15 protein-coding genes are annotated in these 16,430 nt (G+C 56.2%); 5 read left to right on the plus strand and 10 right to left on the minus strand.

All coding sequences use genetic code 11. The features are described 5' to 3' along the window. Positions 1–55 precede the first annotated feature (55 nt). The 8 genes from damX to pilM all read right to left on the minus strand — a co-directional run bounded on the left by damX (position 56) and on the right by pilM (position 6,668). Positions 56–1,354 (minus strand): cell division protein DamX, encoded by a 1,299-nt coding sequence (gene damX, locus ACQG03_RS20030; protein ID WP_022649621.1) that lies wholly within the window; start codon positions 1,352–1,354, stop codon positions 56–58. Positions 1,355–1,446: 92 nt separating this feature from the next. Further along, positions 1,447–2,535 (minus strand): 3-dehydroquinate synthase, encoded by a 1,089-nt coding sequence (gene aroB, locus ACQG03_RS20035; RefSeq protein ID WP_022649622.1) that lies wholly within the window; start codon positions 2,533–2,535, stop codon positions 1,447–1,449. Positions 2,536–2,592: 57 nt separating this feature from the next. After that, complete coding sequence (gene aroK / locus ACQG03_RS20040; RefSeq protein ID WP_003861630.1) at positions 2,593–3,114, minus strand: shikimate kinase AroK; 522 nt, start codon at positions 3,112–3,114, stop codon at positions 2,593–2,595. A 286-nt stretch (positions 3,115–3,400) separates the two neighbouring features. Further along, positions 3,401–4,639 carry a DNA uptake porin HofQ gene (gene hofQ, locus ACQG03_RS20045; protein ID WP_058677383.1) on the minus strand — a complete coding sequence of 413 codons (1,239 nt, stop codon included), beginning with the start codon at positions 4,637–4,639 and terminating at the stop codon, positions 3,401–3,403. Continuing rightward, positions 4,551–4,955, minus strand: coding sequence for a HofP DNA utilization family protein (locus tag ACQG03_RS20050; RefSeq protein WP_032621951.1), 405 nt, complete (start codon positions 4,953–4,955; stop codon positions 4,551–4,553). The genes hofQ and ACQG03_RS20050 overlap by 89 nt, the downstream gene beginning before the upstream one ends. Next, positions 4,945–5,397, minus strand: a complete 453-nt coding sequence (locus tag ACQG03_RS20055; protein ID WP_022649624.1) for a hypothetical protein — start codon at positions 5,395–5,397, stop codon at positions 4,945–4,947. Before ACQG03_RS20055 ends, ACQG03_RS20050 begins: the two co-directional genes overlap by 11 nt. 3 nt (positions 5,398–5,400) lie before the next feature. Next, a complete protein-coding gene (locus tag ACQG03_RS20060) occupies positions 5,401–5,895 on the minus strand; it encodes a PilN domain-containing protein (RefSeq protein WP_023307110.1) in 495 nt (164 codons plus the stop codon). Then, positions 5,895–6,668, minus strand: coding sequence for a pilus assembly protein PilM (gene pilM, locus ACQG03_RS20065; RefSeq protein WP_063152853.1), 774 nt, complete (start codon positions 6,666–6,668; stop codon positions 5,895–5,897). The genes ACQG03_RS20060 and pilM overlap by 1 nt, the downstream gene beginning before the upstream one ends. A gap of 120 nt (positions 6,669–6,788) precedes the next feature. On the opposite strand from pilM, the gene mrcA reads away from it, so the two are divergent. After that, a complete protein-coding gene (gene mrcA / locus ACQG03_RS20070) occupies positions 6,789–9,341 on the plus strand; it encodes a peptidoglycan glycosyltransferase/peptidoglycan DD-transpeptidase MrcA (RefSeq protein ID WP_045308980.1) in 2,553 nt (850 codons plus the stop codon). Between the two features lie 93 nt (positions 9,342–9,434). Here mrcA and nudE read toward each other — a convergent pair whose 3' ends face one another. Beyond that, positions 9,435–9,995, minus strand: a complete 561-nt coding sequence (nudE, locus tag ACQG03_RS20075) for an ADP compounds hydrolase NudE (RefSeq protein ID WP_003861622.1) — start codon at positions 9,993–9,995, stop codon at positions 9,435–9,437. 327 nt (positions 9,996–10,322) lie between these two features. Here nudE and ACQG03_RS20080 point away from each other — a divergent pair, with 327 nt between their 5' ends. The 4 genes from ACQG03_RS20080 to hslO all read left to right on the plus strand — a co-directional run bounded on the left by ACQG03_RS20080 (position 10,323) and on the right by hslO (position 14,510). Then, positions 10,323–12,461: an intracellular growth attenuator family protein gene (locus ACQG03_RS20080; RefSeq protein ID WP_063163904.1), complete on the plus strand. Its 2,139-nt coding sequence runs from the start codon at positions 10,323–10,325 to the stop codon at positions 12,459–12,461. Positions 12,462–12,525: 64 nt separating this feature from the next. Then, positions 12,526–13,209: a GMP/IMP nucleotidase gene (gene yrfG, locus ACQG03_RS20085; RefSeq protein WP_000550486.1), complete on the plus strand. Its 684-nt coding sequence runs from the start codon at positions 12,526–12,528 to the stop codon at positions 13,207–13,209. After that, a complete protein-coding gene (hslR, locus tag ACQG03_RS20090) occupies positions 13,206–13,607 on the plus strand; it encodes a ribosome-associated heat shock protein Hsp15 (RefSeq protein WP_003861618.1) in 402 nt (133 codons plus the stop codon). Before yrfG ends, hslR begins: the two co-directional genes overlap by 4 nt. Positions 13,608–13,625: 18 nt before the next feature. Beyond that, positions 13,626–14,510 carry an Hsp33 family molecular chaperone HslO gene (hslO, locus tag ACQG03_RS20095; RefSeq protein WP_006812239.1) on the plus strand — a complete coding sequence of 295 codons (885 nt, stop codon included), beginning with the start codon at positions 13,626–13,628 and terminating at the stop codon, positions 14,508–14,510. A 122-nt stretch (positions 14,511–14,632) separates the two neighbouring features. On the opposite strand, the gene ACQG03_RS20100 is transcribed toward hslO, so the two are convergent. Next, positions 14,633–16,228 (minus strand): DUF4153 domain-containing protein, encoded by a 1,596-nt coding sequence (locus tag ACQG03_RS20100; RefSeq protein WP_080465273.1) that lies wholly within the window; start codon positions 16,226–16,228, stop codon positions 14,633–14,635. Positions 16,229–16,430 lie beyond the last annotated feature (202 nt).

A 16,430-nucleotide genomic window follows, 5' to 3' on the forward strand; every position in this document is an offset into this window, starting at 1 on the left:
ATTACACCTTCTCCGGCTGTGGAGAAAGCTCCGACAGCATCCTGCGCTTTAAACATTACTTCAGATCGGCCTGCACCTGATGAATTGGCTTCGCCCACGGGTTTTTCGCCTGCACATCGGCAGGCAGCGTGGAGACGGCTCGTTTTGCTTCATCTTTTGAGGCATAAACTCCGCTTACCAGAACGTACCAAGGCTGTCCGTTACGGGTCGTCTGATAAACCACATAGTTTTTCAGATTCGATTTCTTCGCCCAGGCGTTGAGGTTGTCGTAGTTAGACGAACTGCTCAGCTGCAACGTGTAGTTGCTGGATGATGCGGATTTCAGAGAACCCACGTTACCCGTCGTTTTACCTGCCGCGGTGCTGGATGCGCTAGCGGTTGGCGTAGCAGCCGGTGCCGCAGTTGCAGCAGGCGCGGTTGTGGTCGCCGTTGCTTTAGGTGCAGCGGTTGCCGCAGGCGTTGGCGCTTTAACCGGTTGGCTCACCGCAGGTTTTGTCTGCGCTGGCGCTTTCGTTTCTGGCGCTTTTGCCACGGTCTGCGGTTTCGTCTCACGCTTCGGCTCAATCACAGCCTGCTTACGCTCCTGACGCGGCGCAGTCTGGGTATGGCGCGGTTTGGTTTCCGTTGCCGCCGTTTGCTGCTGGGCATTGCTGCCATGAACTGGCGCAACGGTGGCAGGTTCAGTAGGCAGCGTGGAGTTCACCACGGCAGCGTTAACCTGCTCCTGATTCTGCGGCTGCGTCAGCGCGTTATTCAGATCGCCCTGAACTTCAACACGCTGCTGGCCCTCCGGCGTAACAGGCGCCTGGCCCTGAGTTGGGGTCGCAGAGACGGGCGGCAGAGAGATATCCTGACCGGCGCTGGTGTTACCTGCGGTCTGCTCTGCGGAAGTGGTGCCCGGCGCTGGCTGAGCGCCATTCGCCTGGTTGCTCGCATCGTTACCAGACAGGTCGATGCTCTTCTCGGCAGACGCTGTCTGCTCGGTAGAATGGGTAGAAGGTGCTTTTAGCGCGGAACCAATGCCGACAATCAGCAATACCAGAACCAAAACGCCAAGGCCCATCATGATGTACTGACGGGAGGCCGGTTTTGCCGCTACCGCTTTTTTACGTTTGCGCGGACGACGTTCAACAGGCTGTTCATCCATTAACTCTTCTTCGGATTCATACTCCTCGTCTTCACGCTCATTTCGCGCGTTACGGCTACGCGAAGGGCGACGATCGTCTGCATCCAGATCGACATCGTCAAAGTTGATCTGCGGCTCGTTATCACGTTCTGAAGATTGACGAGAACGACCAGTACGACGATCGCTGGGATCGGGTTTCAGCTCGTCTTCTGGTTTGAATTCATCCATTTAACACCCCACTCAAAGGCTTCTGCCAACGACTCTGCATTTACCTGAAGCTAAAACGACCACCTGTTACAGCAGCCTGACCTTTCTAGTTGTTACGCCTGCTGACAATCAGCAATAGCGCCAAGTACGACTTCGTGCGGCACTCCGCCGCGCACTTCACTTTTCCCTATTGCAAGCGGGAGTACCAGACGCATCTCACCTGCCAATACTTTTTTATCGCGCATCATGTGGGGAAGGTACGCTTGCGCAGACATTTCCTGCGGACCACTCACCGGCAAGCCAGCACGTTTAAGCAACGTGATGATACGTGCTGTCTCTTCCGGCCTGAACTGCCCCAGACGTTCAGAGGCACGGGCCGCCATGACCATTCCGGCAGCGACAGCTTCACCGTGAAGCCAGTTACCGTAGCCCATTTCGGCTTCGATCGCATGACCAAACGTATGCCCCAGATTCAGTAAAGCACGTAAGCCGGTTTCACGCTCATCTGCGGCAACGACTTCTGCTTTCAGCTCACAGCAACGGCGAATACAGTAGGCCATTGCCTGCCCATCGAGGCGCAGCAGCGCATCCATATTCTCTTCCAGCCAGGTGAAGAACTCACCGTCAAGAATAATGCCGTATTTGATCACTTCTGCAAGGCCGGACGCCAGTTCGCGCGCTGGCAAGGTTTGCAGACAGTCGAGATCCACCACCACCGATGCAGGCTGGTAGAACGCGCCAATCATGTTTTTGCCGAGCGGATGGTTAACCGCCGTTTTACCGCCCACAGAAGAATCGACCTGTGAGAGCAACGTGGTTGGAATTTGAATAAAGCGCACACCGCGCTGGTAGCTGGCGGCTGCAAAACCGGTCAGATCGCCCACAACGCCGCCGCCCAGGGCAAGCAGTGTTGTATCACGACCGTGCGGTTTTTGCAGAAGTGCGGTAAAGACGGTATCCAGTACCGTCAGGCTTTTGTACTGCTCGCCATCGGGCAGAATCACACTGTCGACCTTCACGCCCGCCTGCTCAAGCAGGTGGCGTACACGGTCGAGATAAAGCGGAGCCAGCGTCTCGTTGGTGACCAGCATCGCCTGATCACCCGCTTTCAGTGGTAAGAAGGAAGCTGGATCGTTAAACAAACCAGCCGCGATGGTGATAGGGTAACTACGTTCCCCGAGAGTAACTGTAATCCTCTCCATGACGCGACATCCACCTTAAATGCTTTTACCCGCAGGCGAGTGTATATAAAGCCAGAATCAGTTGCTTTCCAGCATATGAATAATCTGGTTTGCAACCACTTTAGCGCTTTGATCGTCAGTACGAATGGTCACATCAGCAATCTCTTCGTACAGAGGATTGCGTTCATCGGCCAAAGCTTCCAGAACTTCACGTGGCGGTGTTTCAACCTGCAACAACGGGCGCTTTTTATCACGCTGCGTGCGTGCCAGCTGTTTTTCGATGGTCGTCTCAAGATAGACCACTACGCCACGGGCGGAGAGACGGTTGCGGGTTTCGCGAGATTTTACAGAGCCGCCGCCTGTTGCCAGCACAATGCCCTGTTTTTCCGTGAGTTCGTTGATCACTTTTTCTTCTCGGTCACGGAAACCTTCTTCGCCTTCTACGTCGAAGACCCAGCCCACATCCGCTCCGGTTCGTTTCTCAATCTCTTGATCAGAATCGTAAAATTCCATATTGAGTTGTTGAGCTAACTGACGCCCAATAGTGCTTTTGCCGGCACCCATAGGCCCAACCAGAAAGATATTGCGTTTCTCTGCCATTTTTTCGGTACTACTAAGACTATTCGTTAATGGTAATCCCCGCTGCGCAGACACCCGGCGTAGCAGGACATGAACTGAAACCTCATTTGCAATAGAGCGAGAGTCAGACGAAAAATTATCTCAATACTCCGGCTTGTTTGGCAACTGATTAAATCACCGTTCCCGGCGCATAAGGAAATAAGACGTAAGTCCAACTCAAATCGGTACTCCTTGTATGCTAATTCATGCCCCACGTCAAACATCTGCAACAAACTGAATGCAAAATCATTGCGGGGATCGTTACCCATTAATGAATACTGACCAGACGTGGCGTGATAAACACCACTAACTCGCGCCGTTCGTTATCTTTTCCGTCATGGCGGAACAACTGACCCAGCCACGGAATGTTGCCCAGCACGGGCACGCTGTCGCGTCCGGTTTTATTCTTTTGCGAAAAGATCCCGCCCAGCGCGAGCGTTTCCCCACTTTTTACTTCTACTTGCGTTTCGATCTCCTGCTTATCAATCGCCAGCGTTTCGCCGTCCGCCTGTTGCAGCACCTGGCCAGGCATATTTTCACTGATATGCAGCTTCAGTCGAACGCGGCCGCCCGGGAGCACCACCGGCGTGACCTCCATGCCTAATACCGCCTCTTTGAACTCAACGGAGGTCGCCCCGCTTTCGCCGCTGGAAACCTGATACGGGATTTCGCTGCCCTGCTTGATGCTGGCCGGCTGCATGTGCGACGCCAGTAGCCGCGGGCTGGCGATGATATCCACCTGCTGCTTTTGCTCAAGCGCCGACAACTCAAGATCCAGCATCCTGCCGTTGATGCGCCCGATATTAAACCCAACGTGTGTGGTTGCACTGGCCACCGACAGGTCAGCGCCCAACGTCGTGACCTGACCCACCTTACCGGCCTCCGTTGCGTCAGCGAGGTTCCATTTCACCCCCAGTTCACGCAGGCTTTTTTCACTAATGGTCACAATCTGCGCCGCCAGTTCTACCTGCTCGACGGGCAGATCCATCTGCGCTGCCCAGCGCTGGAGCATATCCACCACCGACTTGTTATCCCTGACCAGGAGACGGTTGGTGCGCTTGTCGACGGCGAGACTGCCTTTCGGGCTTAAGAGCTTTTCCGCCGCTTTTTGCAATTCGGCCGCATCCGCATAAGCAAACGGAATGCTGTGAGAGAGCAGCGGAGCGTCGAGCAGACGCTGGGCCCGCTCCTGCGCTTTACGCGTCTGTTGCTCCCGCTGCCAGGCCGCCGTATGCACATAAAAAATGCCGCCCTCTTCCCGCAATACCAGCCCGGCACTGTTCACTACCGTCTGAAGCGCCTGCCTCCAGGGCACCCGCGTTAGATTCAGCGAAAGCGAACCGCTGACATCCGGCGACACCACCAGATTGCGATCCTCCTGCGCTACCATCGCCTGTAATACCTGCACCACCGGGACATCATCCACCAGCAGGGTGACCGGTTTTGGCGTCGCGGCCCACAGGGGCTGGCTGAGTGCCGCCAGTAACAGCCCTATCCATATCTTCACTTTTTTTCGTTCCTTCTCGCTGCCATGTCCATCGTTTCGGCTCGCACATCTCGCCGACATCAACGGTCAGTTGTTGTGTATCTATCGCACTCACCCGCCAGCCTGGCGGTAACCGCATCTGCGTTTTTACCCGGTGCCAGCGGTTCTGCCCGTCCTGCATAAGGCCGATATCCCTGCTGCCGCTGACGACTCCCTGATACCGCCACTGGCTGAGTTGCCCTGCTGCGCAACGCTCTTCCGGCACGGAGAAGGGATCCCGCATCCCGGTCAGGAAAAGCGGAGAAAGCAGGATCAGCAAACGGGTTTTACTGCGCATGACCGATCTCCAGTTGCAGGCTAAGGCGTAGCTGTTTTCCCTGTGGGGTGATGGAAAACGCGCTCACCCGCACGTTCTCAAGCGCCAGCCGGGAAAAGAGCGCCGGAACTGCGCCCCATAAGGCATCCAGCGCCAGCTCTCCCCCACTCTGCTGCGGTTTCCAGTACACCAGCCTTGCGTCCTCACGCTGAAATGCCAGCGGAGAAAAGGGCTGCACCGGCTTCACTTGCGTAACCACAGGTCGCCGCCCAGCCTTTGGCCACAGCGAGGCGTTGATTCGCTTCGCACTGCTGGCCTGCACCTGAATATCGGCGTAGCACAGAGCAGCGGGTCTGAGCAGCGCTCCCCAAATCGCAAACGCAACGATCCCCGACGCGATCAACCAGCAAAGGACGCGCCGGGAAGGACGTGCATCTGTCCAGCGTTGATACCAGATGCCCACTGGCTACCTCCGGCTATGCAGTTGAAAAGAGAACATCCATCGCCCCTGGCTATCCTGTTGCAATTCGCCTGCCGGTCCGGGGTTAAACCCCGTCACCCTTTTCAGCGCATCGGTCATGGCGGAGAGCGTCGGGAGTGAGGTGGTATAGCCCGTCAGGATCAGCGAGGGTGGCTGATAACGCAGCGCCGTCAGCCACGCCTGCCGGGGCATTGCACTGGCAAGGGATTCAAGCGCGGGTTGCCATGCCACCGTCTCAGGCGGCTGCGAAAGGGGTTCCAGCCCCGCAGACTGCGGCTGACGGGCTTTCAATACCTTCTGCACCGCACGCGTTCCCGCCAGATCGCTCTGCAACGCCTGTGACGCGAGAGTCTGCGTCGCCCGAAGGCTGACGCCTCCCGCCAGCATCACCAACAATGAGGCGGTAAACAGCAGCCCCCAAAAACGCAGGCGCTGATTACGTTGCTGCCGACGCCAGGGTAAAAGATTGGGCATGCTCATTACGGCGCCTCGCTCATGGCCAGCGCCAGGGCGACGGTGTAATCAGCACCACATTCTGGCAACGGCGGCTGACACAGCGTCACCGCTTCCCACGGATCGCGGGCAGCATCAAACACGGCGATATCAGAAGGAGAAAGTGCAAGCAACGCCGCCAGCTCATTCACCGTCGCCGCTTCTGTGGTGTAGCGCCGCCCCCACTGGTGACGCATCGCCCACAGCCACTGGTCTTTATCCCTCCAGGCTACGCACCGGACGGGGGCAACAGCAGAGAGAAGATTAGCCAGTGCGCCGGCATCCGGGACGATTGCGGCCAGGCGCAAACGCAGCGCTTTCGCCAGCGACAACAGGGTATCGACCTCTCTGTTTTGCGCGGCGGTAACCTGAAAAGTGTTGCTGAACGTATCCTGCGCGTAGTCAAAGCAGAGCGTATCGGGAGGCATCTCCAGCTCACGCGCTAATGCGGCGCCTACCCAGGTGAGCTGTTCGCTGTCACGCAAGTTAACGGATGGACGGGGCAACGCGCGTTGCAGAACGCGGGTTGCCGGAAATGAGAGAAATACCCGATGCGAGTGCGGCAATGTTTTCCGCCAGCCACGTAATGCGTTAACCAGTTGTTCTGGCTTAAGTATTTTGCCTTCACCGATAACCCCGTCCGACAGCGGCACCGCCCACCAGCGCCGTAAACGCCAGCCGGCCCGCTCTCTGGTCAGCGCCACGGCAATCACCTTATCCTGTTGAATATGAACGCCTGTTTGCCACGTTTTAAAAGCCATACTTCACGATCTCCTTATCGCCCGTCGGAGTGACGGCTATATCAATGAATCAGGCTTGCCTTTATACTACCGCGCGATTGTTTAGAAACTGCCCAGGCTAAACCAAATGGGAAATCTCCGGTGAAGTTCGTAAAGTATTTATTGATCCTTGCAGTCTGTTGCATTCTGCTGGGAGCAGGCTCGATTATTGGTTTGTACAAATATGTCGAGCCGCAACTCCCTGATGTCGCCACACTTCGTGATGTGCGGCTTCAGATCCCTATGCAGGTCTATAGCGCCGATGGTGAACTGATGGCGCAATACGGCGAGAAACGTCGTATCCCACTGACCTTAAATCAAATTCCACCCGTGATGGTGAAGGCTTTTATCGCCACCGAGGACAGCCGTTTTTACGAGCACCACGGTGTCGATCCGGTCGGTATTTTCCGTGCGGCAAGCGTGGCGCTGTTCTCCGGTCATGCCTCTCAGGGGGCAAGTACCATTACCCAGCAGCTGGCGCGTAACTTCTTCCTCAGCCCGGAAAAGACGCTGATACGTAAGATCAAAGAAGTGTTCCTCGCGATCCGCATTGAGCAACTGCTGAGCAAAGACGAGATCCTCGAGCTTTACCTCAACAAGATCTATCTGGGCTACCGCGCCTATGGTGTAGGGGCTGCGGCTCAGGTCTATTTCGGTAAGTCGATCGATCAGCTCACGCTGAGCGAAATGGCGACCATTGCCGGCCTGCCAAAAGCACCATCAACGTTTAACCCGCTCTACTCGCTGGACCGCGCCACCGCGCGCCGTAACGTTGTGCTATCGCGTATGTTGAGCGAAGGCTACATCAGCCAGGATGAGTACGATCGGGCACGCAGCGATGTGATTGATGCCAATTACCATGCACCGGAAATTGCTTTCTCATCGCCGTATCTGACGGAAATGGTTCGCCAGGAGATGGTGCGCCGCTACGGCGACAAAGCATATGAAGACGGCTATCGCGTTTACACCACCGTGACCCGCAAGGTGCAGCAGGCTGCCCAGCAGGCGGTGCGTAATAACGTGATGGATTACGATATGCGCCACGGCTATCGCGGCCCGTCCAACGTGCTGTGGAGAGTGGGCGAAGGCGCATGGGACAGCAAAAAAATTACTGATTCCCTGAAAGCGCTGCCGACCTATGGCCCGCTGCGTCCGGCTGTGGTCACCCAGGCCGATCCGCAGGAAGCGGTGGCGATGATGGCCGATGGTACATCCGTTTCGCTGCGTATGGAGGGTATCCGCTGGGCGCGTCCGTACCGTTCTGACACCCTTCAGGGGCCTACTCCACGTAAAGTGACGGATGTGGTACAAACCGGACAACAAATCTGGGTGCGTCAGGTAGGCGATGCCTGGTGGCTGGCACAGGTGCCGGACGTCAACTCTGCCCTGGTCTCCATCAATCCGCAGAACGGTGCCGTGATGGCGCTGGTTGGCGGGTTCGATTTCAACCAGAGCAAATTTAACCGCGCAACCCAGGCGCTGCGTCAGGTCGGTTCGAACATCAAACCGTTCCTGTATACCGCGGCGATGGACAAGGGGCTAACGCTCGCCAGCATTCTCAACGACGTGCCAATTTCCCGATGGGATGCCGGTGCGGGCTCTGACTGGCAGCCGAAGAACTCTCCGGCGCAATACGCTGGCCCTATCCGTCTGCGTCAGGGCCTTGGCCAGTCGAAGAACGTGGTCATGGTTCGCGCGATGCGTGCGATGGGCGTTGATTATGCGGCAGAGTATCTGCAACGCTTCGGCTTCCCGGCGCAAAACATCGTTCATACCGAATCTTTGGCGCTCGGCTCCGCGTCCTTCACGCCGCTCCAGGTCGCGCGTGGCTACTCGGTTATGGCAAACGGCGGCTTCCTGGTCGATCCGTATTTCATCAGCAAAATCGAGAACGATCAGGGCGGCGTACTGTTTGAAGCGAAGCCGAAAATTGCCTGCCCTGAATGCGATATTCCGGTGATTTACGGCGACACGCCAAAATCCAATGTCCTTGAAAACAAGGATATGGAAGATGTTGCCATCTCTCAGGAACGTCAGAATCTGGCGGTGCCGCAGCCTCAGCTGGAACAGGCCAATCAGGCGCTGGTCGCCCAGAGTGGCGCGCAGGAGTATGCTCCGCACGTGATCAGCACGCCGCTGTCGTTCCTGATTAAGAGCGCGCTGAACACCAACATCTTTGGCGAACCGGGCTGGCAAGGCACCGGCTGGCGAGCGGGCCGCGATTTGCAGCGCCGCGACATCGGCGGCAAAACAGGCACAACCAACAGCTCAAAAGATGCCTGGTTCTCAGGTTATGGCCCGGGCGTTGTCACCTCGGTCTGGATTGGTTTTGACGATCACCGCCGCACTCTGGGACGCACAACCGCTTCTGGCGCAATTAAAGATCAGATTTCCGGTTACGAGGGTGGGGCTAAGAGTGCGCAACCGGCCTGGGATGCTTACATGAAGGCCGCTCTCGAGGGCGTGCCGGAGCAGCCGCTAACGCCTCCACCGGGCATTGTCACGATCAATATTGACCGCAGCACCGGACAGCTCGCGAATGGCGGCAACAGCCGTGCCGAGTATTTCATCGAGGGTACGCAGCCAACCACGCAGGCGGTGCATGAGGTGGGTACCGAAATCATTGATAACGGCGAAACGCACGAACTGTTCTGACGCCAACAAAAAAGCCGGGCGGTGGCGACGCCTGTCCCGGCCTACAGCGTAATGCAAAACGGCAACCATCGGTTGCCGTTTTTACGGGTGGCGCTACAAACGCCCCTGCCCCTTCAGCCACTCCCGCACCAGGAAAAGTGCGCTCACGTTGCGTGCCTCGTTAAAGTCAGGATCTTCCAGCAAATCCATCAGATGAGCCAGCGGCCAGCGAACCTGCGGCAGCGGTTCCGGCTCGTCTCCTTCCAGCGATTCAGGATAGAGATCTTCCGCGACAACAATGTTCATTTTGCTGGAGAAATAGGACGGCGCCATGCTCAGCTTTTTCAGGAACGTCAGCTCTTTCGCGCCAAAGCCGACCTCTTCTTTCAGCTCCCGGTTTGCCGCTTCAAACACCGTTTCGCCCGGATCGATCAGTCCTTTGGAGAAGCCCAGCTCGTAGGATTCTGTGCCCACAGCGTATTCACGAATGAGGATCAGGTGCTCGTCGACGATAGGCACTATCATCACCGCTTCACGCGAGGAGGGGCGCATACGCTCATAAACACGACGCACACCGTTGCTGAACTCCAGATCCACACTTTCAACATTAAACAGACGCGATTTTGCGACGGTTTCAACATTCAGAATGGTGGGCTTTTGTAAGGGTTTGGTCATCTTGACGGGTCTTTGCTGGGTGAACTGGCTTTATTGTGCGATACGCCGCACGGTTTCGGCAATGTCAATTGCTCTTTATTTACATTTATGCAACGTAACTGTAGGCAATTCTCATTTCAAAACAAATGTCAAGAGGTTGAAAAGTTTCCAGGAATTTGCTGATATCGCGCCGGAACAGGCTTTGTTATCATTACCGGCCACTGGGATGCGCGTCAACATGCTCAAGTTAGACTCCATACTTGCCGATAGCCGACCACAGAATCTCATTCATTGTACAAAAGGTGCGACTGACAACACCTGTAAGAAGATAAGTAAGATGGGGAAAGCATGAGCACCATTTTGATTTTTCTCGCTGCTGTGCTGGCCTGCGCGTCGATTGCGGTGTGGGTATTCAGGCGCCGCGTACATCGCCGTTATCGGCTGCCCTTTTTGAACGCGTTTGCCGGGGCAAACACGCGCAAGCTTTCGCCAGAGGAACGCAGCACCGTTGAGCAGTATCTCGACACGCTGAACCGATCCCGGCTTTCGCCTGGCCCTACCGGCGCCAGCGCCGCCCCCGTATCGCTCAACCTTAACGCACAAAGCGACACCGTTTTGTGCGTAACGCGCTCTATTACCCGCTACGGCATCACAACCGACGATCCCAACAAATGGCGTTACTATCTCGACTCTGTTGAAGTGCACCTGCCTCCCTTCTGGGAGCAGTATATCAACGACGAAAACAGCGTCGAGCTCATCCATACCGATACGCTGCCGCTGGTTATCTCCCTTAATGGTCATACTCTGAGCGAATATGTTCAGGAAGCGCCACGCTTTGCGCTGGAACGCGCGAGCGGAACGCAGGCCTCTATTCGCGGTGAAGAGACAGAGCAGATTGAACTGCTCAACATCCGCCAGGAAACGCATGAAGAGTACGTCCTGAGCCGCCCGGATGGCATTCGCGAAGCGGTGCTGATTGTCGTCTCGTTCCTGCTCTTTTTCATCTGCCTGCTGACGCCGGACGTGTTTGTTCCGTGGCTCGCGGGCGGCGCGGTGCTGCTTCTGGCCGCCGGGCTGTGGGGCATATTTGCCCCGCCGGCAAAAACGTCATTACGCGAAATTCACTGCCTGCGCGGAACCCCAAAACGCTGGGGACTGTTCGGCGAAAACGATCAGGAACATATCAACAATATCTCGCTCGGGATCATCGATCTCATCTATCCGCGCCACTGGCAGCCGTGGATTGCGCAGGACCTGGGCCACAAAACGGATATTGATATCTATCTCGACCGCCACGTTGTACGCCAGGGACGTTACTTATCCCTGCACGACGAAGTAAAAAACTTCCCGCTTCAGCACTGGCTTCGCAGCGCGGTGATTGCCGGTGGCGCCGCGTTAATCTTCCTCATGCTGCTGCTTTTCGTGCCGCTGGATATGCCGATTAAATTTACCCTGTCATGGATCAAAGGGGCGCAAACCGTGGAAGCCACCAGCGTACAGCAGCTCGAAGAAGCGGGTGTACGCGTGGGGGATACGTTGCGGCTGAAAGGCACCGGGATGTGTAATATCCACTCACCGGGCGCCTGGAACACGCGCCAGAACTCGCCGTTCGCGCCGTTCGACTGCTCTCAGATCATCTGGAATGACGCCTCTCCGCTGCCGCTTCCGGAATCGGATGTGGTCAATAAGGCCACCGCGCTCACCCAGACGATTAATCGCCAGCTCCATCCAAAACCGGATGATGATTCTCGCGTCAGCCCTGCCCTGCGTTCGGCCATTCAGAAGTCCGGCATGGTGCTGCTGGATGACTTTGGCGAAATCGTCCTGAAAACAGAAGATCTCTGCTCAGCTCAGGATGACTGTATCCGGCTGAAGAACGCGCTGGTCAACCTCGGCAACAGCAAAGACTGGGACGCGCTGGTGAAACGCGCCGAAGCGGGACGCCTCGATGGTGTGAATGTGCTTCTGCGTCCGGTCAGCGCCGAGTCGCTGGATAACCTGGTGGCGACCTCTACCGCCCCCTTCGTGATGCGTGAAACCACCCGTGCCGCCCAGGCGCTTAACAGCCCGGCGCCAGGCGGATTTGTGATTGCCAGCGATGAAGGCAGCGACCTGGTGGATCAACCCTATCCGCAGGTTTCGCTGTATGACTATCCTGCTCAGGAACAGTGGAGCGAATTTCAGCGTCTGGCGCAGATGCTGATGCGAACGCCGTTCAGCGCAGAAGGGATCGTCACTACCCTGTTTACCGACGCCAACGGCACGCGTCATATTGGCCTGCACCGCATGCCGGACAGCGCTGGCCTGTGGCGCTATGTAGGGACATCCCTGCTGCTGATTGCGATGCTGGCGTGTATTGTCTGGAACGGTTATCAGGCCGTACGCCGCTATCAGCGCTCCCGCACGCGACTGGCAGAAATCCAGGCCTACTACGAAAATTGCCTAAACCCGAAACTGATCTCCTCTTCTGAGAGCCTGATCGGTTAACGTCCCTGCGCGACAAGTTGTGCTACCCTGTCGCGCACGTTTCTTCTGGCTGGAGTTCCCCCTTATGCATCTTAATATCGACTGGCAGGCGGTCGATACCGTCCTGCTTGATATGGACGGCACGCTGCTTGATCTCGCCTTTGATAACTATTTCTGGCAAAAGCTGGTTCCGGAAACGTACGGTGAACAGCAGGGGATCTCCCCGGCGGAAGCGCAGGAATTCATTCGTTCGCAATATAGCGCGGTGCAGCATACGCTAAACTGGTACTGTCTTGACTACTGGAGCGAGCGACTCGGTCTGGATATTTGCGCCATGACCACCGCCCAGGGCGCACGCGCCGTACTGCGCGACGATACGGTCCCGTTCCTGGACGCGCTGAAAGCCTGCGGTAAGCGCCGTATTTTGCTGACAAATGCGCATCCCCATAACCTGGCCGTGAAGCTGGAACATACCGGTCTTGCTTCGCACCTTGATTTATTGCTTTCCACCCACACATTTGGTTATCCGAAAGAGGATCAGCGGTTGTGGCATGCCGTGGTGGAAGAGACCGGTTTACAGCCGGAACGCACGCTGTTCATTGACGACAGCGAGCCGATTCTGGATTCTGCGGCCGCATTTGGCATTCGCTATTGCCTTGGCGTGACCAATCCTGATTCCGGCCTGGCTGAAAAAAGCTATCTGCGACATCCGGGGCTGAACGACTATCGCCGGATGATCCCCTCACTCACCGTGAAGGAGACGCCATGAAAGAAAAACCCTCTGATGGGGTAAGACTGGATAAATGGCTGTGGGCCGCCCGTTTTTACAAAACGCGCGCCCTTGCCCGTGAAATGGTTGACGGCGGAAAGGTGCATTACAACGGTCAGCGCAGCAAACCGAGCAAGCTGGTTGAACTGAATGCCACGTTAACGCTTCGCCAGGGCAACGATGAGAAAACGGTGGTGGTGAAAGCCATTACCGAACAGCGGCGGCCCGCAACCGAAGCCGTTTTGCTGTATGAAGAGACGGCCGAAAGCATAGAGAAGCGCGAGAAAACCGCGCTGGCGCGCAAAATGAACGCGCTGACGATGCCTCACCCGGACCGGCGACCGGATAAAAAAGAGCGCCGCGATCTGATGAAATTTAAACACGGTGAGAGCGAGTAACCCTCACCTGCATGAGAGATGAAAATGGCCCAACACGACCAATTACACCGCTATCTGTTTGAACAATTCGCCGTGCGCGGCGAGCTGGTCACCGTATCCGAAACCTGGAAACAGATTCTGGAAAACCACAACTACCCGCTGCCAGTAAAAACCCTGTTGGGCGAACTGCTGGTTGCCACCAGCCTGCTGACCGCCACGCTGAAGTTCGCTGGCGATATTACCGTCCAGTTGCAGGGCGATGGCCCAATGTCGCTGGCGGTGATCAACGGCAATAACCAGCAGCAGATGCGCGGCGTGGCGCGCGTTCAGGGCGATATCCCTGAAAATGCGGATCTGAAAACGCTGGTCGGTAACGGCTACCTGGTCATCACGATTTCGCCTGAAGAGGGGGAACGCTATCAGGGCGTTGTCGGTCTGGAAGGCGATACGCTTGCCGCCTGCCTGGAAGATTACTTCATGCGTTCCGAACAGCTGCCAACCCGTCTGTTCATCCGCACCGGTGAAGTGGATGGCCAGCCTGCTGCCGGTGGTATGCTGCTTCAGGTTCTGCCTGCGCAGGATGCGCAGACCAATGATTTCGAGCATCTGGCAACGCTGACGGAAACCATCAAAGCGGAAGAGCTGTTCACCCTGTCGGCGACCGACGTGCTGTGGCGTCTCTACCACGAAGAAGAAGTGACGGTTTACGATCCGCAGGCGGTGGAATTTAAGTGCACCTGCTCCCGCGAGCGTTGTGCTGGCGCCCTGAAAACGCTGCCGGATGAAGAGATCGACAGCATCATGGCGGAAGACGGTGAAATCGATATGCACTGTGACTACTGTGGTACGCACTACGTGTTCAATTCGATGGATATCGCGGAGATCCGCAATAACGCCTCTCCGGCGGATCCGCAGGTTCACTAAGCTCTGAGCCTGTTGCCCGGCGGCGCTATGCTCGCACGGGCCTACAATGAATTGTGCAATTTTTTGATATGATTGCTAATTGTAGGCCGGGTAAGCGTAGCGCCACCCGGCAAGCAAGAGCACTAACGCCGCCGCGCATTATTGTAACTGTCGTAGCTCATATCGACACGCTCCCCAAAAATCTCAATATCCGCCCAGGGCTTCACGACAGATTTCACTTTCCTCTGCCTTAATGCGCGGTCAAGTTCTTCTCTGGTCAATGCCTCCGGCATTTTCCACGCGTCCCCGGCGATCCTCCAGCCCGTGTTGGTTTGTGTGTAAGCCACGATCGTGCGATCGGTAAATTGAAATAGCACGGCCTCAGGCTTGCCGTCGCCGTTAAGATCCAGCGGCATGAGTAAACAGTTACTCTGGGCGCTATCGCAGCTCTCAAAGCGATACTGATTGCTGAGCATGGCTTGCCACAATGTCTTATCAGGACGAGCCATTCCCGGTGCGAGCTGGACCTGTTTTTCCAGCATCGCGGCGGTCATCTTACCTGCTCCGCCAGCGTTCCTGGAGAGAAGACCATTTATTTCACGCTGGCGTTTTGGGTTAGAGATAAACTGCGGATCGTTTTGCAGCGTGAGCATCGCCTCCCGCCCCTTTCGTCCAGCGTTACTGAGCATATACAGGCTGACTTGATCCGCCGTTATTCTGCCGTCCTGATAGCGGGCCATATGGCTTGCAACGCTTATTCGCCACGGATCCAGCACGGGGGTATGGATCAACGCCAGGAAGATGAGGGAAAGCAGCCCGGTCGTCGGGATGACGTACGCATGGATCTTCTGCGGCTCACGGCGCTGAATCAGAACGCTGGCGCAAAAACCGACCGCCCAGACCAGCGCCACGATGGTTATCAATACCCCGTACAGACGCTCGGGTGACCAGCCGTATTGCGAAATGCGTAGCCACAGCGCCCACCCCGCCAGAACCGGGTACGCGGGTACGATAGCCACAGCAAGGCGAATCATCCCTCGCAGCGGGGCATAGTAAGGCAGCGTTTGACGCTGTGGATGCCACACTATCGTCACCAGGAATAACAGCAGCAGCGCTAAGGTGGTCAGCAAGCCCGCGGCGGATATTCTGGCTGAAATGGATTCAAAGCCGACAAAAGGCAACGCGCCAATAAAGAGCAGCGCCAGCGCCGCCATCAGGGGAAGCAGACCGGTGGCTATGAGGGTCAGCAGATTTTGCAGGGCAAGGATTAACCTTACCTGCATACGCGTGAGCACGGCCGCACTGGCTGAAACCACGCCAATCGCCACTGAAATAAATCCGTCAGAATGAAAGAAAAGCCGATCAAAAAAGCCGATGCCGATAAGTTCGAAAAGCTCGGCCCAGAGGAAAAGCACCAGCCAGAAGAGACCATTCGAAACAAAAATAATGAGCAGCGTCAGCGCGTTATGCCAGTTTCGTTGATAAAAGTCGCTGTAGAACGAGGTAGTCGGGACGGGATCCAGACGCCGCTGAAGCCATGGCAACACGAACAGCGTCATCAGCAGCAGATGAAAGCCGAAAACGAGCATCTCATCTCTGAGATTCCAGCTTTCGAGTCCTGCAACGCTCCACTTAAGCCAGCCGCCCATACCCGCGACTGCCGCGCCGATCATCCCGAGTGACAGCCACAAAAATGGCTTTCTGAATGACGTCATGGCAAGAGACAACGTGGTTGTCATTACCAAACTCTGAAAATAGCTGACCCAAGAGACCTGAATCGTTTTCCCAATGTAACTCTTACGTAATTTTCTTTCATGTATGCGATTACATTCACATTCTTCTGGATAAATTCACCAGAGATTAACCTTTTAAGAACATTTTCCCCAACCAAAAAGCGATTCCTGCGATAATCTGCCCGCCCTGTGACTGGAGTCGCAGCGT

The organism is Enterobacter cloacae complex sp. 342H5 (assembly GCF_050030905.1).
Taxonomy (GTDB): Bacteria; Pseudomonadota; Gammaproteobacteria; order Enterobacterales; family Enterobacteriaceae; genus Enterobacter; species Enterobacter intestinihominis.

Excerpts from the sequence above, each read along its gene's own strand:
- damX (WP_022649621.1), bottom strand. The coding sequence starts at position 1,354 with ATGGATGAATTCAAACCAGAAGACGAGCTGAAACCCGATCCCAGCGAT.
- pilM (WP_063152853.1), bottom strand. The coding sequence starts at position 6,668 with ATGGCTTTTAAAACGTGGCAAACAGGCGTTCATATTCAACAGGATAAG.
- hslO (WP_006812239.1), top strand. The coding sequence starts at position 13,626 with ATGAAAATGGCCCAACACGACCAATTACACCGCTATCTGTTTGAACAA.
- yrfG (WP_000550486.1), top strand. The coding sequence starts at position 12,526 with ATGCATCTTAATATCGACTGGCAGGCGGTCGATACCGTCCTGCTTGAT.
- ACQG03_RS20050 (WP_032621951.1), bottom strand. The coding sequence starts at position 4,955 with ATGCGCAGTAAAACCCGTTTGCTGATCCTGCTTTCTCCGCTTTTCCTG.
- aroB (WP_022649622.1), bottom strand. The coding sequence starts at position 2,535 with ATGGAGAGGATTACAGTTACTCTCGGGGAACGTAGTTACCCTATCACC.
- aroK (WP_003861630.1), bottom strand. The coding sequence starts at position 3,114 with ATGGCAGAGAAACGCAATATCTTTCTGGTTGGGCCTATGGGTGCCGGC.
- ACQG03_RS20080 (WP_063163904.1), top strand. The coding sequence starts at position 10,323 with ATGAGCACCATTTTGATTTTTCTCGCTGCTGTGCTGGCCTGCGCGTCG.
- hslR (WP_003861618.1), top strand. The coding sequence starts at position 13,206 with ATGAAAGAAAAACCCTCTGATGGGGTAAGACTGGATAAATGGCTGTGG.
- nudE (WP_003861622.1), bottom strand. The coding sequence starts at position 9,995 with ATGACCAAACCCTTACAAAAGCCCACCATTCTGAATGTTGAAACCGTC.
- ACQG03_RS20060 (WP_023307110.1), bottom strand. The coding sequence starts at position 5,895 with ATGAGCATGCCCAATCTTTTACCCTGGCGTCGGCAGCAACGTAATCAG.
- ACQG03_RS20100 (WP_080465273.1), bottom strand. The coding sequence starts at position 16,228 with ATGACAACCACGTTGTCTCTTGCCATGACGTCATTCAGAAAGCCATTT.